General features: G+C 61.9%; 25 protein-coding genes and 2 pseudogenes. 10 read left to right on the forward strand and 17 right to left on the reverse strand.

Going from position 1 to position 25,694, the window contains the following annotated elements; all coding sequences use genetic code 11:
- Positions 1–315 precede the first annotated feature (315 nt).
- The 3 genes and pseudogenes from FAZ95_RS14350 to FAZ95_RS14360 all read left to right on the forward strand — a co-directional run bounded on the left by FAZ95_RS14350 (position 316) and on the right by FAZ95_RS14360 (position 2,678).
- On the forward strand, positions 316–588 hold the full coding sequence (locus tag FAZ95_RS14350; RefSeq protein WP_137333074.1) for a hypothetical protein: 273 nt from the start codon (positions 316–318) through the stop codon (positions 586–588).
- Between the two features lie 451 nt (positions 589–1,039).
- Positions 1,040–1,403 (forward strand): annotated as a pseudogene (locus FAZ95_RS14355) (DUF4148 domain-containing protein).
- Positions 1,404–1,958: 555 nt separating this feature from the next.
- Positions 1,959–2,678 (forward strand): hypothetical protein, encoded by a 720-nt coding sequence (locus FAZ95_RS14360; protein ID WP_137333075.1) that lies wholly within the window; start codon positions 1,959–1,961, stop codon positions 2,676–2,678.
- A gap of 409 nt (positions 2,679–3,087) precedes the next feature.
- On the opposite strand, the gene yfiB is transcribed toward FAZ95_RS14360, so the two are convergent.
- From yfiB to FAZ95_RS14395, 7 genes are all read right to left on the reverse strand, one after another.
- Positions 3,088–3,597, reverse strand: a complete 510-nt coding sequence (gene yfiB, locus FAZ95_RS14365; RefSeq protein WP_137333076.1) for an outer membrane lipoprotein YfiB — start codon at positions 3,595–3,597, stop codon at positions 3,088–3,090.
- Between the two features lie 97 nt (positions 3,598–3,694).
- Entirely contained in the window at positions 3,695–4,963 is a 1,269-nt protein-coding gene (gene dgcN / locus FAZ95_RS14370) for a diguanylate cyclase DgcN/YfiN (protein ID WP_137333077.1), read from the reverse strand.
- Positions 4,960–5,622 (reverse strand): regulatory sequestration protein YfiR, encoded by a 663-nt coding sequence (gene yfiR / locus FAZ95_RS14375; protein ID WP_137333078.1) that lies wholly within the window; start codon positions 5,620–5,622, stop codon positions 4,960–4,962. Before yfiR ends, dgcN begins: the two co-directional genes overlap by 4 nt.
- 735 nt (positions 5,623–6,357) lie before the next feature.
- A complete protein-coding gene (locus FAZ95_RS14380; RefSeq protein WP_254699705.1) occupies positions 6,358–7,254 on the reverse strand; it encodes a 2OG-Fe(II) oxygenase in 897 nt (298 codons plus the stop codon).
- A gap of 511 nt (positions 7,255–7,765) precedes the next feature.
- Positions 7,766–8,539: an SRPBCC domain-containing protein gene (locus FAZ95_RS14385; RefSeq protein ID WP_137333079.1), complete on the reverse strand. Its 774-nt coding sequence runs from the start codon at positions 8,537–8,539 to the stop codon at positions 7,766–7,768.
- On the reverse strand, positions 8,536–8,829 hold the full coding sequence (locus tag FAZ95_RS14390) for an ArsR/SmtB family transcription factor (RefSeq protein WP_217497403.1): 294 nt from the start codon (positions 8,827–8,829) through the stop codon (positions 8,536–8,538). The genes FAZ95_RS14385 and FAZ95_RS14390 overlap by 4 nt, the downstream gene beginning before the upstream one ends.
- Before the next feature lie 140 nt (positions 8,830–8,969).
- Positions 8,970–9,941, reverse strand: a complete 972-nt coding sequence (locus FAZ95_RS14395; protein WP_137333080.1) for a LysR family transcriptional regulator — start codon at positions 9,939–9,941, stop codon at positions 8,970–8,972.
- A 103-nt stretch (positions 9,942–10,044) separates the two neighbouring features.
- On the opposite strand from FAZ95_RS14395, the gene FAZ95_RS14400 reads away from it, so the two are divergent.
- Genes FAZ95_RS14400 through FAZ95_RS14420 form a run of 5 tightly spaced genes read left to right on the forward strand, consistent with a single transcriptional unit; the run spans position 10,045 to position 13,338 of the window.
- Positions 10,045–11,532, forward strand: coding sequence for an aldehyde dehydrogenase family protein (locus FAZ95_RS14400; protein ID WP_137333081.1), 1,488 nt, complete (start codon positions 10,045–10,047; stop codon positions 11,530–11,532).
- A 28-nt stretch (positions 11,533–11,560) separates the two neighbouring features.
- Positions 11,561–11,767: an NAD(P)-binding domain-containing protein gene (locus FAZ95_RS14405; protein WP_175425607.1), complete on the forward strand. Its 207-nt coding sequence runs from the start codon at positions 11,561–11,563 to the stop codon at positions 11,765–11,767.
- Positions 11,743–12,222, forward strand: coding sequence for an NADPH-dependent F420 reductase (locus FAZ95_RS14410; RefSeq protein ID WP_217497404.1), 480 nt, complete (start codon positions 11,743–11,745; stop codon positions 12,220–12,222). Before FAZ95_RS14405 ends, FAZ95_RS14410 begins: the two co-directional genes overlap by 25 nt.
- Before the next feature lie 43 nt (positions 12,223–12,265).
- Positions 12,266–12,913: an NADPH-dependent F420 reductase gene (locus FAZ95_RS14415; protein ID WP_137333084.1), complete on the forward strand. Its 648-nt coding sequence runs from the start codon at positions 12,266–12,268 to the stop codon at positions 12,911–12,913.
- An 8-nt stretch (positions 12,914–12,921) separates the two neighbouring features.
- Positions 12,922–13,338, forward strand: coding sequence for an ester cyclase (locus FAZ95_RS14420; RefSeq protein WP_137333085.1), 417 nt, complete (start codon positions 12,922–12,924; stop codon positions 13,336–13,338).
- 286 nt (positions 13,339–13,624) lie between these two features.
- Here the strand turns inward: FAZ95_RS14420 and FAZ95_RS40060 are convergent.
- The 10 genes and pseudogenes from FAZ95_RS40060 to FAZ95_RS14465 all read right to left on the reverse strand — a co-directional run.
- A pseudogene (locus FAZ95_RS40060) lies at positions 13,625–13,739 on the reverse strand (integrase core domain-containing protein); the annotation flags it as partial.
- Between the two features lie 48 nt (positions 13,740–13,787).
- Positions 13,788–14,039, reverse strand: a complete 252-nt coding sequence (locus FAZ95_RS14425) for a hypothetical protein (RefSeq protein ID WP_254699706.1) — start codon at positions 14,037–14,039, stop codon at positions 13,788–13,790.
- Positions 14,040–14,272: 233 nt separating this feature from the next.
- A complete protein-coding gene (locus tag FAZ95_RS14430) occupies positions 14,273–15,397 on the reverse strand; it encodes a porin (RefSeq protein WP_137333086.1) in 1,125 nt (374 codons plus the stop codon).
- A 173-nt stretch (positions 15,398–15,570) separates the two neighbouring features.
- Entirely contained in the window at positions 15,571–15,987 is a 417-nt protein-coding gene (locus FAZ95_RS14435) for a hypothetical protein (protein WP_137333087.1), read from the reverse strand.
- A 64-nt stretch (positions 15,988–16,051) separates the two neighbouring features.
- Complete coding sequence (locus FAZ95_RS14440; protein WP_137333088.1) at positions 16,052–16,435, reverse strand: BON domain-containing protein; 384 nt, start codon at positions 16,433–16,435, stop codon at positions 16,052–16,054.
- A gap of 118 nt (positions 16,436–16,553) precedes the next feature.
- Positions 16,554–18,146: a class I adenylate-forming enzyme family protein gene (locus tag FAZ95_RS14445; RefSeq protein WP_175425608.1), complete on the reverse strand. Its 1,593-nt coding sequence runs from the start codon at positions 18,144–18,146 to the stop codon at positions 16,554–16,556.
- Positions 18,147–18,216: 70 nt separating this feature from the next.
- A complete protein-coding gene (locus tag FAZ95_RS14450; RefSeq protein WP_137333089.1) occupies positions 18,217–18,993 on the reverse strand; it encodes an SDR family NAD(P)-dependent oxidoreductase in 777 nt (258 codons plus the stop codon).
- Positions 18,994–19,119: 126 nt separating this feature from the next.
- Positions 19,120–20,277, reverse strand: a complete 1,158-nt coding sequence (locus FAZ95_RS14455) for an acyl-CoA dehydrogenase family protein (protein WP_137333090.1) — start codon at positions 20,275–20,277, stop codon at positions 19,120–19,122.
- Between the two features lie 10 nt (positions 20,278–20,287).
- Positions 20,288–21,529, reverse strand: coding sequence for a thiolase family protein (locus FAZ95_RS14460; protein WP_137333091.1), 1,242 nt, complete (start codon positions 21,527–21,529; stop codon positions 20,288–20,290).
- Positions 21,530–21,580: 51 nt separating this feature from the next.
- The gene (locus tag FAZ95_RS14465; protein WP_137333092.1) at positions 21,581–22,366 is read right to left on the reverse strand and encodes an enoyl-CoA hydratase/isomerase family protein; all 786 of its coding nucleotides are present in this window, start codon (positions 22,364–22,366) and stop codon (positions 21,581–21,583) included.
- A gap of 287 nt (positions 22,367–22,653) precedes the next feature.
- Here FAZ95_RS14465 and FAZ95_RS14470 point away from each other — a divergent pair, with 287 nt between their 5' ends.
- Positions 22,654–23,691: an AraC family transcriptional regulator gene (locus tag FAZ95_RS14470; RefSeq protein ID WP_137333093.1), complete on the forward strand. Its 1,038-nt coding sequence runs from the start codon at positions 22,654–22,656 to the stop codon at positions 23,689–23,691.
- 585 nt (positions 23,692–24,276) lie between these two features.
- The gene (locus tag FAZ95_RS39330; protein ID WP_175425609.1) at positions 24,277–24,423 is read left to right on the forward strand and encodes a hypothetical protein; all 147 of its coding nucleotides are present in this window, start codon (positions 24,277–24,279) and stop codon (positions 24,421–24,423) included.
- The last annotated feature ends 1,271 nt before the right edge of the window (positions 24,424–25,694 follow it).

Genomic DNA, 25,694 nt, shown 5'->3' on the forward strand with positions numbered 1-25,694 from the left:
AATGGTGCGCGCACGCTCGGCTTGCCGATTGCACTGCGCCCAGCGTGCACTAGTGTTCCAAACACGCTATTGACTCGCGCCTTGACCGCGATGCGGGAATCGCTGCGCGACGCCGTCAGCGCCTCATGTTTTATACAAGCAAACAGAAGCTGTGGGAATAAGCGGTGCCCGTCCCAGGAATACCTTCGCGTGAGCAGGCCTTGTGACGACTACAGCGTTTCGGTCCACTCACATCGCCCGCCTCGGCGGGCGCGAGCGAAGAAGCGCTGCGTTGCATGCCGGGACGCTCTCCATCTTTTTCGCGGAGGTATTGCCATGAACATGCTCAGACTTGCCGCGGTCGCAGCGATCGCGCTCATCGGGACGGGCGCATGGGCACAGGAACTGACGCTGGAACAGGCACAGATTCAGGCGGCGCAGGTGCCTGCGACCGAGTCGGCTTCTCAGGACCTGGGCGGCGTGGAGCCGGGCGTCGGCGGGGGCGCGCCGCAGGGCGTGACGCGCCAACAGGTCTATCAGGATCTGATCGATTCCGAAAAGTCGGGCCAGCTGCAGATGATCCAGAACGGCGTCTTCCGCGGCCATTGACGGCCTGACGACCACGCCGGGCGCCGCGACGCGGCATACCGGCGCGGGGCGCGCCGGACGGGCGCGGAGTCGGCCGTATGCGTGTCCGTGGCGAGCGCGGTGGCCGACCATCTCCCAATGCGGGACGCCGACAACGGACTTGCATTGGGCGGCAGAAGTACCGGGCGCGAGGCGGGCGCACCGCATCCGGCGAAGCGCGTTCGAGCCCCTCTCGTCAACGTCTCGACAGCCTCGACGGACGCGAGTTGCGCGCTGGTTGAACCCTTGTGGGACAAGGCGCGGCCAATGCGGATTTGCACAACAGTTTCCGCTAATGCACTCCGCTTTTTGCTCCATTCAGCGTCTATCCACGCCGTTCCGTGACCCGGGTCAACGGACTTTCCGACGAGCCGCCGCGCCGGCGCCGATTTCAATGCTCACTCTGCGGGGCTTCACTGAAGGGAGGCTTGACATGAAGAACTCGCTGACGATCTGGCCGATGCTTCTCGCGTTGGCATTCTCGCTCGCTGGCTGCGCCATAGGCGGCACGCCGGAAGGCGCGACACATCTGAGCGCAACGCAGTGCCGCGACCTCGCCGCTCTCAAAAACAACGCACCCATCACATCAGAGCGCAACCGGAGTGAACTAGCGGCGCTGGAGGCAGCGGGCTACGGACCCGTCAATATGGTTCGATCCGTACTATCCGGATGATCTGGAGGCGGCGCAGCGTCAGGTGGATCGTTGGTACCAGCAGGAGCCAGCAGGCGCGGCCCAGTTGAGGCGCAAGCGCCACGTCGGCTCGCTGCTCTGTTTGCGGTTGACCTGTGGCCGATGAACGACGTGCGCGACGCTGACATGAATGTCTCTGTCGCGACCCCACTCGGACAATCGATCCAGACGCTCGTGTGTCCGCTTGCAAGTTGCCCGGACGTTCCTAACCCAAATCACCTTCTAGTACCTCTTGGCGGCAGGGGTATGAGCGTGTCCGCCCGTTTCGCAAAAGCAGCTCGTCGCGCTCTATACACGCGTATCAACGGACACGTCACTAGCCTATTTTGAACCTGGGGCCACTGCGTTTTGGAGCGGTGAATTCGCTTCACTCGCCAACCATGCGAAGGGCACTGATTGGCAGGCACGATTGGGCTCAAAGAGTGCAACAGATAGGTGTCGCTGGGAGCGTTGCTTTCCAGCGCCACACAATTAAGCTTGTCCATCATTCCATCGATGCCGGATCGGCGGTGCGAATCAGTTACGGTTTGGACATCATCTCCGCACGCAGCAGCTGGGACGGATGGATACCAATCGCGCGCACGACGTTCATTGCAAACATGCATCGCCCGATAATGTTGAATTCGGTGCATCAACACCCTCACTATTGGAGAGCTACCAAATGATCGACCTCCTGACGCAAGTCTTGAATGCGCACGGCGGCCTTGAGCGTTGGAACAGGTTCAATAGCGTGACCGCGACCATCGTAACTGGGGGTGGGCTCTGGGCAATGAAGGGGCTTATCCAGGACCCCAATCCTCGTGAAATGACGGTCGCGCTCCATGAAGAGAGTGCGTCCGTCTCGCCCTTCGGCAGACCCAACTGGCGCACAGCCTTTACTCCGAGCCGCATTGCCATCGAGTCGACTTCCGGCGAGATCGTTCGGGAACGCCACGACCCTAGAGCCCACTACTCCGGCCATGTGATGAATACGCCATGGGAGCCATTGGACAGAGCCTATTTCAATGGCTATGCGATGTGGACTTACCTGACAACCCCCTTTCTCCTGTCCATGCCGGGCGTCGCAGTGACTGAAATCCCGCCGTTGAACGAATACGGCGAAGTATGGCGTGGCCTGCGCGCTCATTTTCCCGAGCAGATCGCTACACACAGCACGGAACAGGACTTCTATTTCGGTCCAGACTTCTTGCTGCGTCGCCACGACTACGTCGTCGAAATCTCCGGCGGATTTTCCGCTGCACAATACGTCTACGAATTCGCGCAAGTTGAAGGACTGTATTTCCCGACTGAGCGCCGCGCCTACTTGCGCGGCCCCGACATGAATCCGGTTCGCGACTTGCTGCTCGTGTCCATTGATCTCAGCAACTTTCGATTCGGCTAGCCGCGCGCTCGCGACGTCGGCTGTGTGCCAACCTTCGATCATTCGGTGGCGCTAGTCGAATGGCCCTTCATGGCCCAGAGTGTGTCAAAACGTGCGCCGCGACCGGTGATCGGGAAACTCGACTCGTCAGATCGCTCTGTGTTGGCTTGGTAGCCCTTCGGGAGGGGTAAAGCGACACTCGAAAACCGGGGGATTTCGAGTTTTGACACACTCTGGGCCGCTTGCTGCCTGCCGCGACCGACGCAAGACAACCCGACCGGAACGTCCGGACCGGCTCCACGGTTCGCTGGGCCAGGCAGCCTATGGGTGTAGGATCCAGTCACCCGGTCCAACGTATTCGCGTCAGAAATCCGGTCGGTCCAACTAATTCGGTTCGCACGTCATGGTTGGCGTGACCGAAAAGGTTGGATCAACGCGTCGAGACGACGATCGCCGCGCGGCGGTTCTGCGCCCGGCCGGCAGCAGTGCGGTTGTCACCCACCGGGTCGCGCTTGCCTTTCCCGATGGTGTGGACGCGGCCGGCAGCAAGGCCGGTGTCGACCAGTTCGATCGCTACGGTCTCGGCACGGCGCTTGGACAACCGAATGTTGTAGGCGTCCGTGCCCTCCCCGTCGGTGTAGCCATAGACGCGCACGCTGTTGAGCCCCACCGACGCGAGCGTGTGGCCGATGCGCTCGACGCTCCGGCGGACGTCAGGCTTGAGGTTGTAGCGGTCGAAGTCGAACAGGATCGGGTCGTTCGAGCCGAACTCGAAGCCCTGCTCAGTCTCTTGGAATCCTGCCGACCTGAGCGCCTTGACCTGCGTCTGGGTCAGACCGCGGTAAAGCGGTGGCGTCTGGCAGCCCCCAAGCAGCATGCACAGGAGCAGTGCGCTCCCGATGCACATCCGCCAAATGCTTTCAGGAAACGAGTCTCTCATCACCGCATCCTCTTCGAGTGCGCCCGCCTTGCGCGCGCTGTTACGAACCCTTGCGACGGCACCGGCTGCGCCTCGGCCGCTGCGCCAGGCCAGGGCGTCAAGCCGGTCCGGCGACGCCTTCGGCAAACTGCCACGACCCCGGCCGCGCGCGCTTGGCCCGATACATCGCTGCATCTGCGGCGCGCAGCAAGCCGATCGCGTCGCATGCATGATCGGGATACAGCGCAACGCCGATGCTCATCATGGTGGCCACCGTGTGGCCATCGGGCAAGACGATCGTCGGTGCCATGCTGGCCAGCACCTCCTCGGCGATACGGCCGGCGCTGGCCGCTTCGCGCATTGGCGCCAGCATCACGGCGAATTCGTCGCCGCCAAAGCGCGCGACCAGATCGGCCTCGCGCAACTGCATGCGCAGCCGCGCCGCAATGCCGATCAGCACCACGTCGCCGGCTTCATGACCGAGGCAGTCGTTGATCTCCTTGAAACGGTCACAGTCGAGATATAGCACGGCGACCCGCTGGCCCGTCACCGCGGCCTCGCCGAGGGCGCGCGCGAGGCGCGACTCGAACTGCACGCGGTTGGGCAGGCCCGTAAGGGCGTCGTGGCTGGCCTGGTGTTCGAGCGAGGCGTTTTCTTCGCGCAGGCTGTTTTGCCAGTCTTCGAATTCGTCGAGCAAGGCGTTGAAGTCGTCGCCGAGCTGGTTCAGTTCCGCGATCGCCACGGGCTCGACCCGCCGCTCGAACGCGCGCTCGCGCCGCACCGCGTGGGCGACGCCGGCCAGCGCGTGCAGCGGCGCGACGATATTGCGCAGCAGACGCTGCGAGCTGACATAGGCGCCGAGCACGCTAACGGCGAGGCAGGCCACGATGCCGCCGAGGCCGCCGAGCAGGAAGCCAAAAAACTGGTGACCCTGGCCGCGCACTTCGATGTGACCGACGACGATGCCGTCGTGCAGCACCAACGTGGTCACGGGACCGGGCAGCGCAATGCCGGCCACCTCCCGCTCGAGCCTGGCGGTTGCATTGCCGGCGGGCAAGTGCCACGCCGCGAACGGCAGGCCCTTTGCATCTGTGACGACGACCTCGGCCACGTCCTCTTCGTTGGCGATCACCCCGATCGCCTCGGCCGCCGCTACGCGGTCGCCGAACACCAGCGCCGCCTCGACCGTATAGCCGAGCGAGCGGGCCAGCAGGTTCAGATTGTTGCTGGCATAGGCACGCAGCGCGATCACGGCGACCACGATCAACGACACGGCGGCCATCGCGATCGCGACGAACGCCAGGCGCAGGTGCGCGCGGCGCAACACGCTTTGCAGCGTCGGGCGCGGCGTGCGCGGAGGGGAAACGGGGGGCGTGGGCTGTCTCATGGCGTCAGCGGCCGCCGAGCAAGATTGAGCACATTCGGGTGAACCCGTACGCCGCTGCGCGCCACGGCGTCGAGATTGATGTCGAACGTGATGCGTTCGACATCAACATTGAGGCAGAACATGCTGCCGGCGGTACAGGACGAGTCGTGTTCCGAGATGGTCAAGACCGGATGGCCGGCCACGGCGGCTCTGACCTGCTGTCTCTCATCGACGCTCAGGTCGCCGAGATAGACGACGTCGCAGGCTGCGCCGATAGCGGGATCATCAAAGCCAATGCGCTGCACGTCGAGCGGCGTCGCGCCGGCCTGCAGCGCGCCGACCAGGCCGCTCGCGTAGTCGGGCCGGCCCGTCACGCACAGGCGCAGGCGGGCGGGTGGCGTCGGCCAGTGCGTGAAGCTGATAATGCCTAGCACGACTTGGCGCACGGCGGCGTCGCGCGGCGAAGTGGTGGGATCGGCGCGGCTCGCGGTGTCGACGCCGCGCGTATCGTTGGCTGGACCGGCTGCACTGGCGGGTGTCTCGGCGAGCGCGGCCGGTGCCGCGCCCAGCGCGCAAGCCACCGCGAGCAAGGCGTGGTGAAGCCAGGCGGCCCAGCCACGCCGACCGCGCGTCATTGCGGCCGCATGACAGGCAGCCGCCGCGCAAACCCTCGCATGCATGATGAAAACATTCGTTGGCGTCGATCCCGGCGCTGTCTCCTGCCTCCCGCCATTCACGGGCCTGCACCGTATCACGCGCACGGATCAATTCATCTTAGGCACAATGTCGGGCGACCAACCAGTGGGAAACACCCGCGAGCATCTTGGGGCGGAACGCTGACTTAGCGCCGTGCGCGGCTATGCCAGCGAACTCGGCACCCGCCGTTGATCCGGCCTCGATGTTGTAAATGGATACCATGACATCAACGATCCGATCGTCCGACGAAACATTGACAGAAAGGCGTGCAAGTCCTGCTGAACGCGCCATTCAGCCCCCATTCGAGGCTTCGGCTGCGGCTTGTGGGCGACCGCTTCCGAGGGGCACGGAGGACTGCCGCCGACCCGATATAGCGGACAGCCGGTCTGTCCTAAACGACCGCGTTGGGTTCGAAAGCGCCTGGTCGATTTTTCTGGAACCGGTCACCGGATCGAGCATGGATCTCAATGGCCGGTACCTGAGCGTGGCCGACGTTCGAATGTCCACCTGAGAGCGCCGGCGAATGGCCGCATTTGGCCGCAGAACTGGGACCTTCGTCGACGGCCGACCAGCAGTTACCTGCCGGAATGAGCCGCCAAAAATGGCCATTCATGATTCTCTGCCCTTGACGAAAACTATTTCGTGTTTGCCAATTCATTGAATTTGTGCGACCGGCGTCAAGCGCCGAAACGATCAGGCTCCCGGAACGGCCTGGGAGATCATGAGCGGCGTCTAAACCATCCCGCGAGCGACATGCGGTCGCGCGTCGCAGGTAATACTTCGTGCAGCATGTCGGCGGAAAGAAACACTGCGATCCGGCTGCCGACTGGCGAGATGTCCTGCGTGCTCAAGCCCTCTGGATGTAGCCGCAACGCACCGCCGTGCTCAGGCAGCCAGTCCGCATTCAGATAGACGATGACAGACACCGTGCGGCTATCGTCATCGCGAAATTGATCGCGGTGTCGCAGATACGAAGCGCCCGGGGCGTAGTATGCGAAGTGGCTTTCGTATTCTTCGAGTCCCAGAAAGAGCCCGCGATTCAACGCAATACGCAGCATTTCCATGATCGCCAGATACCGGTCGCGGGCTTCGGACTGGCCCGCCTCCAGCCACTGAATCCGGTCGCCGCGCACATCGCGCTGCAGCGAATGCGCCGTACCATGGCCGACACGCGCCATTTTGAGCGTCCCGGCCGTCGCAAGCGCTGCACATTCCAACGCCAGCGCGAGCGTCAAATCCGGTGGAAGAAAATTGTCCTGTTCCGACCAGCCATGATCATGAATGGCATCCACGATACGTCGATGATGTTCATCTCCGGGGGCATCGAAACGCGCCGGCGGGTGTGATCGGGTCACTGCCTGTTCCTTCGAACGACGGTGCTGGGTGGAAATTCGAACGGGCGTCCGAGGCGGGTATCGGCAAGGGGAGCCTGATCTGAACGAAAGATAGTAACACCGACTTCTCACGGGTCCTGTGGCCGGCTCTCCGCGTGGTCGCCGCATGGTTCCATGCATGGAACCGACAGCAAACGAAAGCGGAAGTGATTGCAGGGGATGGGCCAATTCCGCCATGTCGAAAAACCGGTTGCAGCCAGTGCCGCGGAACAGGGTAAGCAAGGGAGCGCAGTATCGTCTGGATGCCCGGCTGCGATCTCATAAAATTGGACCGCCGAGACTGGTAGCCTCGGCCTGCCCGTCAGTGACGTGTCGCCGCGAGCGGAAACACCAGTTTGAGCTTGAAACGGACAAAGCCGTAGGCGAACAGCAACGCTAGCGGCAATGCTGCGACGATGAACCCCGGCTTCCGCCACCGCCCACGCTGCCTCGGGTCCGTGCGTCCTCACCAGGCCGACGTTGCGGCAGCCATCCACCGCAGATCGCCGCTCGCGGCGCTACGCCGTACCGGCTCCTGCGCTTTTTTTTAAGCGTTCGCGAACTGTGCTGTTCGAATGGCGCTGAGCGACCCGAACCCGTCCTTCGAGTCATCACCCGCAGAGTGGCCGCTCGCGACCATAACGCGGCCACCCGGTCTACTGCCGGGGCCGGTATCTCGCCGGCACAAGGCACCCATTCGAAGTCGCCGATCTCGTTGCCCTTCTTGCCAGTCCACCCGCCATGTCGGTTTGCGCTAGTACACCGCCGTCATCATCGGAAGTATTTCGTATTGCATACCAATGTCCGCCACCATCGCCGGATCGGCGTCGCGCATCGCTTCGACACTGGCCTCGTCCTTGGCGCGGACGATACCCACACCCCAGCCGCCCCTTGGGTCAAGCACCGGCCCGAATGCGACGACAATGCCCTCCTGAAGCTTCCCAGCCCAGTACTTGGAATGTTCGCTCATCGCCGACTTCTCCAGCGCATTTAGCGTCTGGGCGAAGTCTGGCCGCGGGGGGATCAGCCGGCACAGGAAATGGGAGAGCTTCCCCTCTTCCGATGCGTACGCCGTGAGCCACCCGAACACGCGCTCCCAGCCTTGTGCGTGTCCGGCACAGGATTGTGGACGGCCGGCGAATCCTTCGTGCCACAGCGTCAGTCGCGTGCCGCCATCGATCGGACTGAGTTCGTATGTGATCGTCGTGGTGTTGCCGCCGTCCCAATCCGCCACCCAGGTCTGCACAAGTCGCGTTGGCGGCGACACTTCCAGGTACTCTCCCCCTACGCTGAAGGAGCGGCCGTCTGCACTCACGCCACCCGCGCGCCATTTGCCGCCTGGTCGAACCTCGGCCTGCCACTCGGTGGTCTGGTAAGTATCAGGCGACCCCCACCAGCGGGTGACTTCGCTGGAAGTCAAGGCGTCGAAAATCTTCTGCGCGGCAGCCGCGATTTCCACGACGGCCAATATCGTGCCGCGGTTGACATCGGCAACAGCGCGGGCTCTGCTATTGGGCGAAGCGCTCATGATTTCTCCATCAGTTCCTTGAGATTGTCCAAACTGACCTGCCAGTGCGTTCGGTAGGCGTCAATCCAGCCCGCCACTTGTTGCAGCGGCGCGCCTTGCAGGCGATACACCCGTTCGCGCCCCGCCGGCTCCGCAATGACAAGTTCCGCGTCGCATAGCAGCTTCAGGTGCTTCGAGATGGCCGGACGGCTTTGCTCAAAGCCTGCAGCGAGGTCTTTGACCCTCACTGGGCCCTGGCGCAGCCGATCGAGAATCGTACGTCGAGTGGGATCGGCGATCGCGTGAAACACGTCGGCTTTCAGTGCGCTTCGTGGCATCATGTCGAGAGGATTGGTAACCGCATGGTTACCAATATAGGCTCAACAGGTCGGCGCGTCAAATGAAGGCGCGCATGGCTGCACGCATCATAACGACAAGGCCATGCGGCAATTCAGAGGACTCGAACGGTACGCCGCTGAACGAGTTCCCTTGATCGATTGACGATCTCGCTCTGCCGGACTTCCTCGACCACGAATTCGACGAACGCCGCGACGCGCGGCGGTAAGTGCTTTCTCGCTGCGTAGTAGATGCAGATGTCGCTGCGCCGTGACACGAACTTCGTCAGTACGCACTTCAGCTTGCCGGCGGCAATCAGCCCGGCCGCATGATGGGCACCAAGAAGCGCGATGCCGCACCCGCCGAGGGCAAGCTCCGTCAACGCTTCCGTATCGGAGACGATGAGATGCGAGCCCGGCTCGAATACGACTTCCTTGTTTCGCGCCTGCAATTTCCACGTCTGGATTCTTCCCGAACTGGGAGAACGGAACGAGATGAGTTCGTGATGCGTGAGGTCCTCGATCGACTGCGGTGCGCCGTGCTGCTCCAGGTACGCGGGCGCCGCGCACAAAATGAGCGTCAAAGGAGCGAGCGTACGCGCGACCACACTGGAATCCGTATCGTGCAATTGTCCGATCGCGCAGTCATATCCTTCCGAAATCAGGTCCACGTGGCGATTTTCGAATCGCAGGTCGAGCGTGACCTGGGGGTAGCGCTCGCGGAACCGGCTCAACACCGGCAACAGCGCGACGCGGCTGAAGGCGATCGGCAACGATACCTTCACGGTGCCGCTCAATTGGGTTTCGTCAGACGACAGCGCCGCGATCGCATCTTCGATCTGTTGCGCGGGCTCGTGCACCATCGTGTACAGGCGCCGCCCCTCGTCCGTCACCGACAGGTGGCGTGTCGTGCGCTGGAATAGCCGGCACCCGAGCAATGTCTCGAGCATGCCGATCTGTTTGCTCACCGCGCCGGGTGTCACGCCAAGTTGACGGCCGGCCTCCGAGAAACTTGTCGACTCGGCGGTTGCGGCGAACGTTTTCAGGGCCCTGAACAGGTCGATCGATCCGCCTCCGTTCGTTTTCATCTTGCACCGTCACTCACAACTGTTTCGCTGCTCCGTAGCATAGACCAGCCGCGACAGCACGCCGACAATGGACTGCACCGTCTGAACTGAGAGGAGCGCGGCCATGAATCAGGAACCGACGCGGATGCCGCAGCGCAAACGATTGGCGAGCGGACAGCTTCTGATCGACGGCAAATGGCGTAACGCATCGGACGGCGCAACCGTCCCGACCGTCGATCCCACCACCGAGGAAACCATTACGGAGGTTGCGAAGGCGACCCTCGAGGACGCCGAGTCAGCGGTTGCCTCGGCGCGCAGAGCATTCGAAGCGGGCGACTGGTCGCGCCTGCATCACGAAGCGCGCGCAAAAATCCTGTTCCGCGTGGCCGATCTGCTCGACGAGCGGGCGGAAGACTTCGCGCTACGCGAAGCAATGGATATGGGCATGCCTTATCGCGACTTTCTCGACGTCATCATGCCGCACTGTTCCGGGCTATTCCGCCTTTTCGGCGGGCTTGCCATGCATGCGATGGACGGCGCCTATCGCGCGACCTACGAACCGCACACCCGGATTCTCACGCGTCGCGAGCCGCTCGGCGTGGTGGCGGCGATTACGCCCTTCAATTTTCCGCTGGCACTCACCTGCTCCAAAGTCGCGCCGGCATTGGCCGCCGGCAACACCATCGTGCACAAGCCAGCCTCCGACACGCCGCTGACGGCGCTGGCCCTCGCCCAGGTCATACTCGACGCGGGTGTGCCGGACGGCGTGTACAACCTCGTCACCGGCCCCGGCGGCACGCTTGGCGACGCGCTGGTCAGACATCCACTCGTCGACAAGATTGCCTTTACCGGTTCCACAGCCGTGGGGCAGAACATCATCCGCAACGGCGCGGCGACGCTCAAGCACACGACGATGGAGTTGGGCGGCAAGTCGCCGAACATCATCTTCGCCGACGCCGATCTCGATGCGGCGGTGCAGGCGGCGTTCTGGGGCATCTTCTGGAACAAGGGCGAAGTCTGCGTCGCGGGCTCGCGGCTGCTCGTCGAGCGGCCCATCTACGATGAAGTCGTCGAGCGGCTCGCCGCACTGGCCAACGCCGCGGTGCTGGGCGATCCACTCGACCCGCGGACCCAGATGGGGCCTCTCGCTTCGAAGGCCGAGTTCGACAAGGTGCGGCAATACGTCGAATCCGGCAAGGCGTCGAGCGCGCGCCTCGTCGCTGGCGGCGATGTGCGCAAGATCGATGGCCGTGGCCTGTTCATCGAACCCACCGTCTTCGCCGACGCCACCAACGAACTGAAAATCAGTCGCGATGAGATTTTTGGGCCGGTCCTGCCGATCATTCCGTTCGATGGTGACGAAGAAGCCGTGCGCATTGCGAACGACACGCCATACGGCCTCGCTGCGGGCATCCAGACCCGCGATCTGAGCCGAGCGCTGCGTCTCGCGGACCGCATCGCGGCCGGCACAGTCTGGATCAACACTTGGCATAAGTACCATCCCAACGGGCCCTTCGGCGGCTACAAGATGTCCGGCTACGGGCGCGAACAAGGTGCGGAGGCGCTCGAAAGCTACACGCAGTACAAGTCCATCTGGGCAAACATTGCGTGAGTTCGAGTTCATGGAAGGAGACGCGATCGTGAACATTGGAATCATCGGAGCCGGTAACGTCGGAACCGGCCTCGCGAAACATCTCATCCCGAACGGCCATGCCGTGATGCTGAGCTTCAGTCCCGACATGGACAAGCTCAAAGCGACCGCCGCCGAGCTCGGCGCGCGCGTCGGCACGGTCGCCGAAGCGGTGCAGTTCGCGGACCTGGTGTGCTGGCCACGCCTTGGACTGTGACGTCCGACGCGCTCGGACAGACCGGCAGCGTGCAGGGTAAAAAGATCATGTGGGATTGCACGAACGCGCTCAAACCCGACCTGAGCGGTCTTGCCATCGGGACAACGACATCCGGCGCGGAAGAGATCGCGAAACTCGCGCCGTGGGCGACTGTGGTCAAGGCAATCCCGCCATTCGCGGAGATGTTGCACTCGCCCAGCATGCTTATCGGCGAGCACCGTCCAAACGTGTTTGTCTGCAGCGACGACGCCGATGCGCGGGCGGTCATCGCGAGGCTCGTCGACGAGATTGGCGCACAACCGGTCGACGCGGGGCCGCTTGCCCTTGCGCGGTACGCCGAACCCGCGGCGATGCTGCTGGTGCAGCTCGCCTATCAACAGGGGCTCGGCGCCCGGATCGGGCTGTCGTTGCTGCATGAGCCGCCGCGCGGCGCGTCTGACGGCCCGCGTTCCTGAGCACGGGTATCGCCGCGGCGGCATGACATAGAGGAGGCTGAAAATGAAAGTGGGCGTATTGGGATCAGGAGTGGTAGGTCGCGCGCTTGGCGCGGGCTTTGTCAAGCACGGCCATGACACGATGCTGGGCACGCGGGATCCGCAAAAGAGCGATGTGCAGGACTGGGTCAGTGACACATCCGGAGCGCGAGCCGGGACATTCGAGCAGGCTGCGCAGTTTGGCGAACTCATCGTGCTGGCCGTGCTAGGCCGCATCGCCGGGAGCGTGATCGCGCTTGCAGGTGCGGAGAACCTTTCTGGCAAGACTGTCATCGACGCGACCAACCCGCTCGCTGACGAGCCGCCGGTCAGTGGGATCCTGAAATACACGACCGGGCCAAACGAGTCGCTCGGTGAGTGGATTCAGGGACAGCTCCCGCAGGCGCACGTGGTCAAGGCTTTCAATAGCGTCGGTAATACCTTGATGGTGAATCCGTACTTTTCTCAGGGCACACCGACCATGTTCCTATGCGGTGACGATGACAACGCAAAGGCCCAGGTTAGCGCGATCGCACGGCAATTCGGCTGGGAACCCTATGACTGTGGGAGCATTGTTTCGGCGCGGGCGCTGGAGCCGTTATGCATGCTGTGGTGCCTACCGGGATTTCTTCGCAACGACTGGCATCACGCCCTCAAGATGCTGACTGAGTAGAGGCCGCTATGGAAGCGTACCGAGTACCGCCCGACGGTGAGCCGGGTTTCACGCTGGACGAGATGAAGCAGTTCGTCGCGAAACACTTCGACGAATTCGTGAATCGCAAGAATCCGGAGGTCGCACGGGATAACTTCAGCGCCGATTTCCTCGACCATGACGAGCCGTCAGGCCCCCAGGTCGGCCCGGAAGCGGCGATAACCATGATGAAGGCGGCTTACCAGAAATGGCCGGACCTGCACGTCACGATCGAGGTCATGATCGCTGAGCGTGACAAGGTGATGGTGAGAAACACGTGGCGCGCGACCGACGCGGCGACCGGACATAAGATCGAATTCCACGGCTTTGTGCTATGGCGATTTGCGAATCGCAAGATCGTCGAGAGATGGGCCACTCTAACGACACCACGCAAAGCAGACGACTGAACTCAACGCAAGCGTGCCCCTTCTGCCGGATGGCCCCGCGCTCCCGGGCCGTGTCCGGAGTGTGGCAAGACCGCGCGCATCGCGTGGTCCGGCCGCGCCGGCTCGGGAGATCCCAAGTCGAAGGTCCGCGGTCGACCCAACTCTGCCGTTCGGCCTACTTCATCCTAAATGACCGCTTCCGAGGTACAACGGCCGCATTCGTGATCGTTAGCGTAGCCGCGCCCATCGAGCTAAAAGCCTGTCGCTTCCGCGCCCGAGTCGGGCGTATCGGCGGCCGTCATCCCCACAATGCGGGGTGGGGACGAACCTCGTTAAGGTACGTGCGACAGTCGTTGATTTTGCTCCGCGTCGGCCAATGACAAAAATCCATGCGCATTCAGACATTCCTGCCGGAAGCGCCCGACACGGTCCATATACATCAGTGTGGCGAATCAAAAATTCGTCAAAATTTACGCGGCACGCATCATTGGCCGTTCTCGACTCGGCGGAAAGATCCGCCAAGTGCCATCTGCGTGACGAAAGAAAAACATTGCAACCGCCCCTGTCGCGTTGAATGTCTCGACGCATACATAGCATTCCCGGATGGAACGACTGTTTTTGAACCGAGTGACGCGAACCTGGTTCGCTCGCTCCGGAACAAGCCAGTGCTCGACCATCAGACGCAGCGATTTTTCAGCTCTAGCCATCAACTTCTCCTTCATTGCGCGCTCGTATCGCAGTCCGGTTGACGCGGCCGCGCCGCCTGTTGCTCCATCAGGATCCGAGTGCCTTTGGAAATCAGCAAGGAGTTCAACGGACAATAAGCAACAGGCGTTGAATTGCGAACTTCTAACTCGGGACACTGCCGCTGGCGCTTGCGCACGCTCGAGCACAAGGGCGTGGACGTGCGCCGTGTGGTGCGCGCGCAGCGTCGAACATGGCGATGAGAAAGTCGCTAGAACACGTGACGGATACCCAGCATGACAGCTGTCGTGCCCATGCCGGGCGCCACGGGCTGGCCATACGTTATTGGCTGGTTCATCGTTCCCCGGTTGTTCACGTGTCCCACCTGGCCGTAGACGAGCGTAGCTTTCGACAGGCTGTACTCCGCGCCGGCTGCAACTTCGATCGACTTGTTGGCCGAGTTGTTGCGGTCCTTCAGGTAGTACACGCCACTGGTAACCTGGAAGGTAGGTGAGAACTGGTAGCCGAGGCCGGCCGAATACAGATCGAGGTTGACCTGCTCAGGCTGCGCCGGATTCCTACCGTTCGAATACGATGCGGAAACCGAGAATGCGTGGTACGTGTATAGAGCGCCCACGTAGAAAAGGCGGTTATTGGCAAGTCCGGTGGGCACCGTCGTCGGGCCAGGATTCGTATCGTGGCCAATGTAGTAGCCAGCCGCAAAACGAAGGCCATAGTTCGAATATTTCAGTACAGCGGACTCCCGCGTGTTTCCCTGGAAACTGCCCGGTACACCTCCGGGTGCGTACTCGAGTGCCGCGGACAGGCCGGCGAACTTTGGCGATTCGTAGACAATCGCATTGCTGTCGTACAACGCGCCGATTGGCCCGTTGGTGCTGATGCCCTGCCAGCCCGCAGCCTGGTTGGTGCCGAGCCACGCAGTCAGAATGCTGCCGAAATACTGAGCCCCCCGTACGTCGGTCTCGGCCATTGCATAGGCAATCGGCACGATCTGGCGACCGAAGTTCACTGTGCCGATCGGTCCCGACACACCTACCGTCGCGATCTGGTTGAACTGTGCGGCCACGCCCGGCGTATCGCCCAGGTTGAACTTGCCGGTGCCGCTGTCGAACTCACCTTGCAGCCTGAAATTGACGTGGTACCCACCGCCGATGTCCTCTGATCCCTTGAGTCCCCAGTAGCTCGCATAGATGCCGCCATCCTTGTAGCGAAAGACCTTGCCGAGGTTCGTCGCCGTCGGGCTCAACGTGGCAGCCGAAGTGCTTTGATACAACATCCCGGCATCGATAACACCATATAGCGTCACTGACGACTGTGCGTGTACTGCACTACCTGTTGTTGCTAAAACGGCTGCTGCTATCCATTTCAATTTCATTGCGTCTCCGATTTTTTCTTTAAAGCGACCTGTTTCGACCGCCGTACGTACTGAACACGTTGGATGCCTCGCCTCAACGCCAACTGCGCTCTCCGAAGGCGTTCTAGTTTCGTTTTTACTAGTTCGAAGTACTACATAAATAAGCGCGTGCTACAGAAAGCAAGGTTGTCCGTCTACTGTCCGTGCAAATAGAAGTACCCGATAACCCAGACGACGGCACCAATCGGGATCGCCGTTGCGGCCAAAGTGAGCCGGCGAGTCGGCTGAACGCGCTTCATGTCGTGGTCCTCGCAAATGCGGGACGCGACCAGAAAAACGCGGAACGTGTTGGCAGCGACAGCAACGAGGCCCAAAGCAGCCTTGACGAGGATAAGTGTTGGAGCTGGCCACATGTGCATCATCAGCAGCACCCCTGTGACCACGGTCGTAGCGATCAGCGGCGCCTCCGCAAAGAGTCCGATCCATCCATGCATGGCCGCGACGATGGGGTGCGACTCCGGTGCTCGCGCTTGCGCCTCGATAGCTGTTTCCGCCACTAGAACAACAAGCCATGCGGCGACGGCAACAGCATGCAGTTCCTGCAAATTCATGTTCCATCCTTCAAGGTGTGCATGCGTACGCAGCGGTTGGTGCATGCCCCGACGTTCGAGCTTTTTACGCACCGCCAAACGGTTTTTGCACGGTCAGCTTGTTGGTCACGGAGGTCACCCCCGGAACACCCTTCGCGATCTCCGCAACCTCATTGACCTGCGAAGCGTCCGTAACTGTGCCGTTCAGCGTTACCGCGCCGCCTCTTGCGACGACGCTGATATTGCCGGCGCTGATCTCCTTATGCTTGCCGATGGCGGCATACACCTGCCGGCGCAGCGCGCGATCGGCTTTCCTTGCGCTGACGGGAGCCGCTGCGCCTTGCGAAGTGGATGCAGCCGGCATACCGGCAGATGCACTGGCCGTCTGGCCCGGCTGCGACCATGCGGTGCTGGACGCGGTCAGAATTAAGGTGGCAATCGCCAACGCGCTTGCCTGAATACTTTTCATCGAATACTCCGGTTGTTATGAAGGACGGAATCAAAAGGAATGCTAAATGACGATCAAGGCAGGCGTGCCGCGCAATATCGGCCATAGCAAGTCCTGCTTACATGTCAAATGAAACTGTCTAGCCGACCTTGCGCTGCATGTTCTGCCAGTACTTTTCCTTGACCACGCGCCGCAGTACTTTGCCGACCACCGAGGTCGGCAATTGCTCGACGAACACCAGCGACTTCGGCGCCTTGTAGCTGCCGAGCTTTTCCTTGGCGTGCGCGATAAGTTCGGCGGCCTCGACCGAGGCGCCGGGACGCAGCAGCACTTCCGCATGCACGGCCTCGCCCCACTCAGGATGGGGGACGCCAACCACAGCGGACATCATGACGGCCGGATGGGAGGCCAGCGCCGCTTCGACTTCAATCGCATAGATATTGAAGCCGCCACTGATGATCATGTCTTTCAAACGGTCGACGATGTACAGGTAGCCGTCCTGGTCGATGTAGCCGACGTCGCCCGACTTCCACGCCCCGTCGGCAAACTCGGCGGCCGTCGTTTCCGAATTGTTGTAATACCCCTTGATGACGGCTCGGCTGCGGATACGGATTTCGCCGCATTGGCCCGTTGGCAGTGGTTTGCCCTGCTCATCGGTCACGTAAACTTCGACGCCCGGCGTCGGCCGGCCGGCCGAAGACAGACGTTCGATGCCGCCCTCGGTCTTTTGCGCGAACTCGTGCTCGACCTTGTCGAGCGCCGACACGAACATTGGGACTTCGGTAGCGGCGTAGACCTGCGCGAAGATGGGGCCGAAGCAGGTGATCAGTTCTTCGAGCTTGGCGGGACTCATCGGTGCGGCACCGTAGATCAGGGTGTTCAGCGAAGAGAGATCGCGTGGGTTAGCGCGCTGAAATTCGAGCAGACGGTAAAGCGCGGTCGGCACCAGGAACGAATGTGTAACGCGCTGCTGTTCGACCGTTTGCCGCCATTGCCCGAGATCGAGCTGATTGAGCGTCAGGTTGGCGCCGCCGGCATAGAAAGTCGGTATGAAAGCGACCATCGTGCCATGCGAGAGCGGCGCCACGTGCAACATGCGTGTGTGGCCGTTGAAGCCGAAATCCGGGTTGGCGAAGCCGCCATCGCGGCAAGCCATCAGATTGCCGATCGTGTACATCGCGCATTTGCCCTGGCCGGTCGTGCCGCCGGTGAAGCGCAACATGAAGATGTGCTCGTCGTCGTCCAGCTCGACGTTGGCGTCGAGTTCAGAGGCCGCGTCGATCAGGCTCCAGAACGCGCGCACGCCGGGGCGTGCCGCCTGTTCCGGCGTCGGATCGTCCATGACGACGATCTCGCAGCCGGCCGCACGCAACATCGCGTAGTAGCCATCGAGCAGGCCCGATTCAATAAATACGACCTTCGGCTTGACCAGTTCGATCTGACGCGCATGCTCTTCCGGCGCGTCGCGCAAGTTGGTCATGACCACCGTGCCTTCCTGCTTGAGAACAGTCGGCAGCATCATCAGGCTCAGGTTGTCGTTTTCCAGGATGAGCAGGAACTTGTCGCCCTTGCCGACCCCGAGCGCGTTGCGCAGCGCATCGGCGATGCGGTTGGTCAATAGGTGGTAATCGTGGTAGGTGTAGCGGCGGCCGCGCTCCACATTGACGATCGCTTGCCGGCCGCGAAAGCGCAGCGTCATCAAGCCCATGATGCGGCAAAAGTTCATCTTCATGAACCTGTCTCCTTGTTTTTAGCTCGCCTCCTCTTTAGAAGAAGGGCGACCCTGTCGCCGGTACGGTCGTTTAGCGTGCGCGCAGGCGTGACGCTGCGTCCAGGCGGATAGTGTGTGCGTTCAGATAGGCGTTTTCGATAGTGAAAGCGCAGCAGTGCGCGAACTCGCGCATGTCGCCGAGGCGTCTCGGGGCTTCGATCTGCGTCTTCAACGCAGCGATGATCTTTGCATCAAGTGTCTGCACCATCGGCGTCAGGAACAGGCCGGGCGCAATGGCGTTGACACGAATGCCGACGTCACCGAGTTCCCGCGCCGCCGGCATGTTCATGCCGAGCAGCGCCGCCTTGGAGGCGGCATAGGCGACTTGACCGATCTGCGCCTCGTAGGCGGCACCCGACGAGATGTTGATGATCACGCCGCGCTCCTCGCCGGCCTCCGGGTCGTTCTTGACCATCTGCTCGGCGCATTTCGACATGACATTGAAGACGCCGTTGACGTTGACCGCCGTCACCTGTGCGAACTTCGCCAGCGGTGTGGCCTTGCCGTCCTTGCCCAACACCTTGCACGGTGTGGGCAGCGCCGCGCAATTGATGCAGACGTGAACCGTACCGAAGCGGGCAGTCACAGCGGCCACCGCGTTCTGCACCGATTCCTCGTTGGCGACGTCGGTTTGCACGAACATCGCGTGTTCGGCGCCGACATCCTCGACCGCCTTGGCGCCGGCCTCGGCGTTCAGATCGAAGATGGCGACGCGCGCGCCTTTTTCCTGTACCAGATAGCGCGCCGTGGCGAGACCGAGGCCCGAAGCGCCGCCGGTAATGACGATGACTTTTCCTTCAATGCGCATGATGTGTCCTGTGGATATGGTTTAGAGGCTGTTGCGAAATTGCCGTGACCTCGCGGTGGCTCCTTGCCGTACTAACCGCACTGGTTTCGTCGCCATGCCTGGTCACGCTAAATTCGCCTCAGCGCCTTAGAACGCCGGCACGCCAGTCAAGGCGCGGCCGATAATGAGTTGCTGAATCTGGGTCGTGCCTTCCGGAATCGGTGCGATGATCGCCTCGCGCGCGAGCTTCTCGACGAGGAATTCGGTCGTGACGCCGTTACCCCCGTGGATCTGCACCGCCTCGCGGGCGATTTTCACGGCTGCTTCGCAGGCGAAATACTTGGCCATCGCCGCTTCCATCTCGGCCGGCACGCCGGCTTCGATCATCGACGCTGCGCGGTAGGTCAAAAGGCGCGCTGCGTCCACGTGAGTTGCCATTTCGGCCAACATCGCCGCGATCAACTGGTGACCCGCGATGACCTTGCCGTGCTGGCGGCGCTCCTTTGCATAACGAATCGCTTCTTCGAGCGCGCGGCGGGCGATGCCCAGTCCCTGGGCGGCGACGAATACGCGCGACCTTTCGAACAGCGAGAGCGTATTGCGCAGTCCCTCGCCTTCGTTGCCGATCATGTTGGAGGCCGGCACGCGCACATCAGTCAGGAAGATCTGTGCGGTGGACTGGCTGTTGAAGCCGATCTTATGGATGCCGCGTACTTCGTAGGGATGTTCCATGCGGTCGAGCAGAAAATGGGTCAGCCCCTTGCGCGGGTCATCGCTGGTTCGGCAGGTGCAGATCAGGAAGTCCGAGTACTCGCCATTGCTGATCCAGGTCTTTTCGCCGTTGATGATGAAATGATCGCCATCGCGACGCGCACGCGTTCTGATCTCCAACACGTTGGAGCCGACGTCCGGTTCGGAAATGCCCATCGAGACGAAACTGTCTCCGCTCAACAAGCCGGGCAGGTAGCGTTCACGCAAATGCGGGGGGGCAACCTTCTCGAGCAGCACTACGCCAAACGAGTTGATCAGCACCGGCACCGACAGGTCGGCCGAGGTGGTAGCCACCTCCTCGAACAGCATCAGCGAAGTCAGCCAATCCAGGCCCATGCCGCCGTTAGCCTCGCTCGCGATGCCCGACACCAGCCCGAATTCCGTCAGCCGGCGCATGATTTCGGCCATCTTGTTGCGCGGCACGAACTTGTCGCGGTATTGCTTGCTGAAGATCGGATCGATCTCGGCGTCGAGGAAGCGTTTCAGTCCATCGACGGCAGCCTGCTGCTCTTCAGTGCGGAATACGTGTCCCATTCTGGTCTCCTTATTGTTTTCCCAGAATGTTGACGCCGACCACGGCCTCTTCGATGCCGTACAGGCCGCCGCCGTTTTCCTGGATTGCGATGCGTGCGTCTCGTACCTGACGCTGTCCGGCTTCGCCGCGCAACTGCGTCACCAGTTCGTGAATCTGGCCGAGACCGGTAGCGCCGATCGGATGGCCTTTCGATTCGAGGCCGCCGGACGGGTTGATCGGGATGCGTCCGCCGACCGTGAAGTCGCCGCGCGCGGCCGCAGGGCCGCCCTCACCGAACGCCACCAGCATCAGCGATTCGGCGTTGAGGATCTCGCCGATCGCCGAGGCATCGTGCACTTCGGCAACGTCAACGTCCTGAGGCGCGACGCCGGCTTGTTCGTAGGCTTTCTTCGCCGCGAGGTGTGCAATGATTTTTTGCGGCTCGTCGAGACTGCGCGTCGTACCGGTCTGAATGACGCTGGCCAGCACGCGCACTGCGCGGTCGGGGGCACCCCGCAGGCGCTTCAGGCCGTCGGCGGTGCACAGGAGAGCGGCGGCGGCGCCGTCGCTAATCGGCGAGCACATGGCCGTCGTCAACGGGTAGGCGATCGGCGCCGAAGCCAGCACCTGCTCGATCGTCATGGGCTGCTGGAATTGCGCCAGTGGGTTATGCACCGAGTGCTGGTGGTTCTTGGCCGCGACCGCGGCGATCTGGTGCTGCGTGGTGCCGTATCGCTTCATATGATTGCGGCAGATGGCGGCATAGACATCCATGAACACGCTGTATGGGCGATCCGACATCGTGCCGGGCGGGGGCTCGACGCCTTCGCCTAGTGCCAGCAGCGTCTTCTTGTTTTCCTCGACAGTCGAGACGTCCCAGCCGCCATCGAACGCGGCAAACATCTTGGCCTTGTCGGCGATGTTCATTTTTTCCGCGCCGACGGCCAGCGCTACGTCGCAGGCCCCGGCCCGCAGTGCCTGCACAGCCAGGTTGAATGCCGAAGAGCCGGCGGCGCAGGCGTTTTCGACGGTGAACACCGGAATGCCTTCGATGCCGACGCGGCGCATGGCAATCGGTCCAGGAATCGCGGTTTGCCCTTGGAACTGGCCATTGGTCAGCGTTGCATAGAATGCCGACCCGATGTCGGCAGCCTCTGCGCCGGCGTCTTTCAAGGCCACGGTGACGGCCTCGCCGACCATGTCGTACACGCTGCGATCAAGCAGGCGTCCGAACTGCGTCATGCCGACACCGGCAACATAGATATCGTTCATGTAATTCCTGACAGAGGAATGAGAAAAGCAGGATGAGAAAATTGGGCGGGCTTAACGGCCCTGGAATCGCGGTGCGCGCTTTTCGGCGAATGCCTGCAAGCCCTCCTGCAGGTCAAAGCTGCGCAAATGGCGACGCAACATGACTTGCTCATGCAGCAAGGCGTCGTCCCGGCTCTTGTCGGCGGAGGTGCGCGCGACTTCCTTCATGCGCCGCAACACGACAGGGCTCTTTCCGGCAATCTGGCCGGCCAGCTTCATCGCTGCATCGGCCAGTTCGCCGTCGGGATGCACTTCAGATACGAAACCGTAAGCCTTCATCTCAGCCGCCGAAAGCGTGTTGCCGGTCAACAGTAGATACATGGCGATGTTCTGAGGAATGAGGCGCGGCAAAACGGCTGCGCCGCCGGCGCCGGGATAGACGCCAAAGTTGGCATGGGCGTCCCCGATGGCAGCGCTTTCAGCAGCGATGACGATGTCGGCGCACATGGCCATCTCCAGGCCCCCGGCCATGGTTATGCCGTTGAGTGCGGCGATCACCGGTTTGGGGAAATTGCGCAGGCGCGCAAGCGTTGCGTCGGCACGGTCGAGGAAATCTGCTTCGCCGGCCTCTGCCTTCTGACTTGCCAGCACCTCCTTCAAGTCCGCGCCGGCGCAGAACGCGGGACCAGCGCCGGTTAAGGTCAGGACGCGAATGTCATCGTCGGCGGCGATCTGTGCCAGCCGGCGGTCCAGTTCGGCCAGCAGCGCCATATTCATCGCGTTCATCGCCTTGGGGCGATTCAGCGTCAAGCGCGCAACCGCGCCAGTTGTCTCAAACAGCAAGGTTTCTTCGGTCATAACGTCTCCGGGTTATGCAGGAATGTTGTCGTGGCGGAGAGGCGCAGATCTGTCCGCAGTAGGAAGTGATCTTAGGCAGGGGGCAATGACCGCGCGGCTCTTTGGAACGAAAAGTACATTCCGCAAAGCGATCCACAGTGATCATTCGTTGGAACGCGCCAGTGAGAAGCGACTGTGGAAGGAGGGGTGTCGTCCCAGCACGGACGCAGGGGGGCGCAAGCGCGCCTTGACCGGTTCAGCGACGGTGTAGAATCGGCGGCACCACCGTCTGCCAGGATCGCCGCGCCTTGAAATCCGACCGCCAGCCATCCCTCGTCGCAACGCAGGAAGCGACGACCATAGGGGGGTACTGCACGGCAATCGCCAAGACTCTGCAAGCCAGCGGAATGGACAGCGAGCGCATTTTTCGCTCCGTCGGCGTGCAACCCGATATGGTGAACGGCCCTATGGTCCGGCTGCCAGCCGCCACCTTGACCAGGCTATACCGTGCCTGCGTGGAGGCCACCAACAATCCGTATTTCGGCCTGTCGGTCGCCCGGCACATCCATATTTCCAATTTGCATGCGCTCGGCTACGCGCTCGCCGCCAGCAGCACGCTGCTCGACTTCTGTCGCCGGCTGGAGCGGCACTTCCGGCTGGTGTCGCAATCGGCGACCGTTCGTCTCATTGATGAAGGCCACACAACCGCCGTGCGCGCTACCGATTTCAAGGTTGAGGTCTGCGGCGAAACTGAAGACGCATTCGTCGGCTTCCTGGTGCAAACGATGCGCATGTTGTACAAACCGGGGTTCAACCCGCTGTCGGTGGAATTCCATCGTCCAATGCCGCGTGAAGGCGACGAGCCGTACCGCGCCTTGATGCGAGCACCGGTCAGTTTTTCGAATCAGGCCACGACGCTGACTTTCGACAGGCACGAGTTGATGCAGCCGCTCGGCGGAGCCTGCCCGGAATTGGCGCAAGTCAACGACAATATCGCCAATCAATATCTTGCACGGCTGGACAAGAGCGACGTGGTGACCGGCGTCACGCAGAAAATCATCGAATTGCTGCCCTCCGGCGACTGCAGCAGGGAGAAGGTAGCCGAAGCTTTATGCGTGAGCCCGGCAACTTTGCAGGTGCGATTGGCGCAGCGCGGCACCAATTTCCTGCAGATCATGGACGACACGCGCCGGGAACTGGCTTGCAATTACATCCAACAGCGAACAGGCTCCGTGACCGAAATCGCTTTCCTGCTCGGATTCACCAGCACCAGTAATTTCGCCCGCGCATTTAAGCGATGGACCGGCAAATCACCTACGCAATTCCGGGATGATCCACCTGAGTAGGAGGTTTTGTCGCAGTAACAAGATCAGTCGATGCCCCCACGCTTACTTGCTCCTGCCCATGCTCGCGCGAGACTGCACGCTGTAGGACACTCGGACCTCCGGACTCGCGATGGATCCGACGTAGACCGGTTACGTTTGCCGGCACGAAGGTCCGTTGTTTGAGTGGAGCGGCCGCTTGAATGTCCGTCGGAGCGCGACGGCGAAAGGCTGGAGATGGCCGGCTACCGTCTGTCGCGGATCTGTGCGCCGTGCTGCTACGGGTTGGGTCTGACGCGGGGAGTGTCGAGGCGCCGGCCCCCCATTTATGCGTGCACGAGATCCGGATGTAGTGCGGTACCGGCGACGGCTTACAGCGGCGCCGTTTCATATGGTGAGGCGAAGACATATCTCAAACCCCGAAAGGATCTGGATCCAGCCGGCGCCCCCATTTATGCGCTGGCGTTCCTGCTGGCGTTCGGGTGAGCGCAAGATGGGTGCGTATGGCGCGGGCGGCATGGCGAGGCGCGTGGTGTGGCATCCACTTGGTGGGGGGAGCAGATGCAAGGCGACAGGTACGAAAAGGCCCCGGCCGGAGCCTTTCAGCAAATGAAGTCGACGATTGAGGAAATCGAGGAGGACATCAGGGCGCTCGAAGAAGCGGGCCACCACGCATCGGCGGAGATGCGCCGAAAGCTTGAAAAGCTCCGAGTTCAGTTTGCGGCTCTGAGCGGAGAGAGGCTCGACGATAAGTGACGTGCCGACCGACTACGTCGACGACGAGATCAACGACCGAATCGCGGAGGCCTGCCGGGAAGATCGGGAGTCGGAGGAATACGCTGTAGCCTGGTGAGCGGAGGGATCGGCGTCGTGGGCGTAATCGGGATCACGGCACCGATCCCCTGCGGCGACTAGCGAGCAGCGCGGGCGGCGCTTGACGGCAACGGCCGGTAAGGTCGTTCGATTCGAATGTCCGCCGACCCCCTTCCGCCGTTGGGAGCCTCTCCAGATCAATGGCGTCGTTCACACGAGGCCTAACGGTCATCTGTGCGTCTGCGGTGGCCGGCGCTTTTCGGCCGCAGCGGACATTGATGTAAAGCATTCCAGGGCCAGATGGAAAGCTAATTTCGCACCAGATCGCTATCAGGCGAGTCTTTCGAGCGTACAGACCGACGCATCCGAATTGCCCCACAGCCATTTAAATTTGGCACGCTGTATGCGTGACTGAGAATCTCACCTGTTCATTTCGGGGGGCAATTATGATGACCCGAAAATTTACCTACGTAACCTGTACGTGCGGACATCGCGGTGTCATCGTCGAGACCGAAAACGCTGAGCAACGTTCGGGCGATTGGTACATGGCTAGCCTGCGCGATCTCGAGCACAATGGTACTTACGACGGACCTGACGATCTTTTTGCGGAGATGAGCCCGTCCTGCCCGAAGTGTGGTGCCTCGCTCACGCCGAGCCATATTTCTTCACAGACGCTGCGAGGGTTTGCGTCCCGCGGCGAGCGTGCGATGTCACGTGTTGTGGGCGTAGGTTCTCGCCTGTGATAAGACGGGACGCTCCCTTTGTAGGAAGTACACGCCGGTACGCGAATGTCGGAAATGGCCGATAAGCCGTTCGCCCCACTCCCAGCACGAAGGTCCGTTGTCCAGGCGAAGCGGTCGCCCAAATGTCCGACTGCCGCCCGACGCGAACGTCGCATCTTGGCACAGAGACGTTGGTTGCCGCTCAGCGGCCCGGCAACCTGGGGGACTGGCATTTGCCGGTGACAGAATCATTTCGCTTCGCGAGACCCTTGTCTCGCAACGGAGAGCGGGGATGGGCGTGCGTTCCCGCGGCGAGTTGAGAGAATTACTGCCGGAACACTGACAGATTCGATACGGTCTACGTCACAACGCTGGGGAGCGCCCCCGCCTAGCTCAAGGCTATACAACGACGGCGCGTTTGATGAGACCGAGTCGGCCCGGCTCGCGCCGAAAGCGGCGGCCGAGCATACTGGCATCGGTTGACGATATCTC

This window comes from Trinickia violacea (genome assembly GCF_005280735.1).
In the GTDB taxonomy this organism is placed as follows: Bacteria; Pseudomonadota; Gammaproteobacteria; order Burkholderiales; family Burkholderiaceae; genus Trinickia_A; species Trinickia_A violacea.

Bases quoted from the DNA above. Each gene is read 5' to 3' on its own strand.
- FAZ95_RS14350 (WP_137333074.1), top strand. From the start codon at position 316: ATGAACATGCTCAGACTTGCCGCGGTCGCAGCGATCGCGCTCATCGGG.
- FAZ95_RS14360 (WP_137333075.1), top strand. From the start codon at position 1,959: ATGATCGACCTCCTGACGCAAGTCTTGAATGCGCACGGCGGCCTTGAG.
- yfiB (WP_137333076.1), bottom strand. From the start codon at position 3,597: ATGAGAGACTCGTTTCCTGAAAGCATTTGGCGGATGTGCATCGGGAGC.
- dgcN (WP_137333077.1), bottom strand. From the start codon at position 4,963: ATGAGACAGCCCACGCCCCCCGTTTCCCCTCCGCGCACGCCGCGCCCG.
- yfiR (WP_137333078.1), bottom strand. From the start codon at position 5,622: ATGCATGCGAGGGTTTGCGCGGCGGCTGCCTGTCATGCGGCCGCAATG.
- FAZ95_RS14385 (WP_137333079.1), bottom strand. From the start codon at position 8,539: ATGAGCGCTTCGCCCAATAGCAGAGCCCGCGCTGTTGCCGATGTCAAC.
- FAZ95_RS14395 (WP_137333080.1), bottom strand. From the start codon at position 9,941: ATGAAAACGAACGGAGGCGGATCGATCGACCTGTTCAGGGCCCTGAAA.
- FAZ95_RS14400 (WP_137333081.1), top strand. From the start codon at position 10,045: ATGAATCAGGAACCGACGCGGATGCCGCAGCGCAAACGATTGGCGAGC.
- FAZ95_RS14415 (WP_137333084.1), top strand. From the start codon at position 12,266: ATGAAAGTGGGCGTATTGGGATCAGGAGTGGTAGGTCGCGCGCTTGGC.
- FAZ95_RS14420 (WP_137333085.1), top strand. From the start codon at position 12,922: ATGGAAGCGTACCGAGTACCGCCCGACGGTGAGCCGGGTTTCACGCTG.
- FAZ95_RS14425 (WP_254699706.1), bottom strand. From the start codon at position 14,039: ATGAAGGAGAAGTTGATGGCTAGAGCTGAAAAATCGCTGCGTCTGATG.
- FAZ95_RS14430 (WP_137333086.1), bottom strand. From the start codon at position 15,397: ATGAAATTGAAATGGATAGCAGCAGCCGTTTTAGCAACAACAGGTAGT.
- FAZ95_RS14435 (WP_137333087.1), bottom strand. From the start codon at position 15,987: ATGAATTTGCAGGAACTGCATGCTGTTGCCGTCGCCGCATGGCTTGTT.
- FAZ95_RS14440 (WP_137333088.1), bottom strand. From the start codon at position 16,435: ATGAAAAGTATTCAGGCAAGCGCGTTGGCGATTGCCACCTTAATTCTG.
- FAZ95_RS14445 (WP_175425608.1), bottom strand. From the start codon at position 18,146: ATGAAGATGAACTTTTGCCGCATCATGGGCTTGATGACGCTGCGCTTT.
- FAZ95_RS14450 (WP_137333089.1), bottom strand. From the start codon at position 18,993: ATGCGCATTGAAGGAAAAGTCATCGTCATTACCGGCGGCGCTTCGGGC.
- FAZ95_RS14455 (WP_137333090.1), bottom strand. From the start codon at position 20,277: ATGGGACACGTATTCCGCACTGAAGAGCAGCAGGCTGCCGTCGATGGA.
- FAZ95_RS14460 (WP_137333091.1), bottom strand. From the start codon at position 21,529: ATGAACGATATCTATGTTGCCGGTGTCGGCATGACGCAGTTCGGACGC.
- FAZ95_RS14465 (WP_137333092.1), bottom strand. From the start codon at position 22,366: ATGACCGAAGAAACCTTGCTGTTTGAGACAACTGGCGCGGTTGCGCGC.
- FAZ95_RS39330 (WP_175425609.1), top strand. From the start codon at position 24,277: ATGAAGTCGACGATTGAGGAAATCGAGGAGGACATCAGGGCGCTCGAA.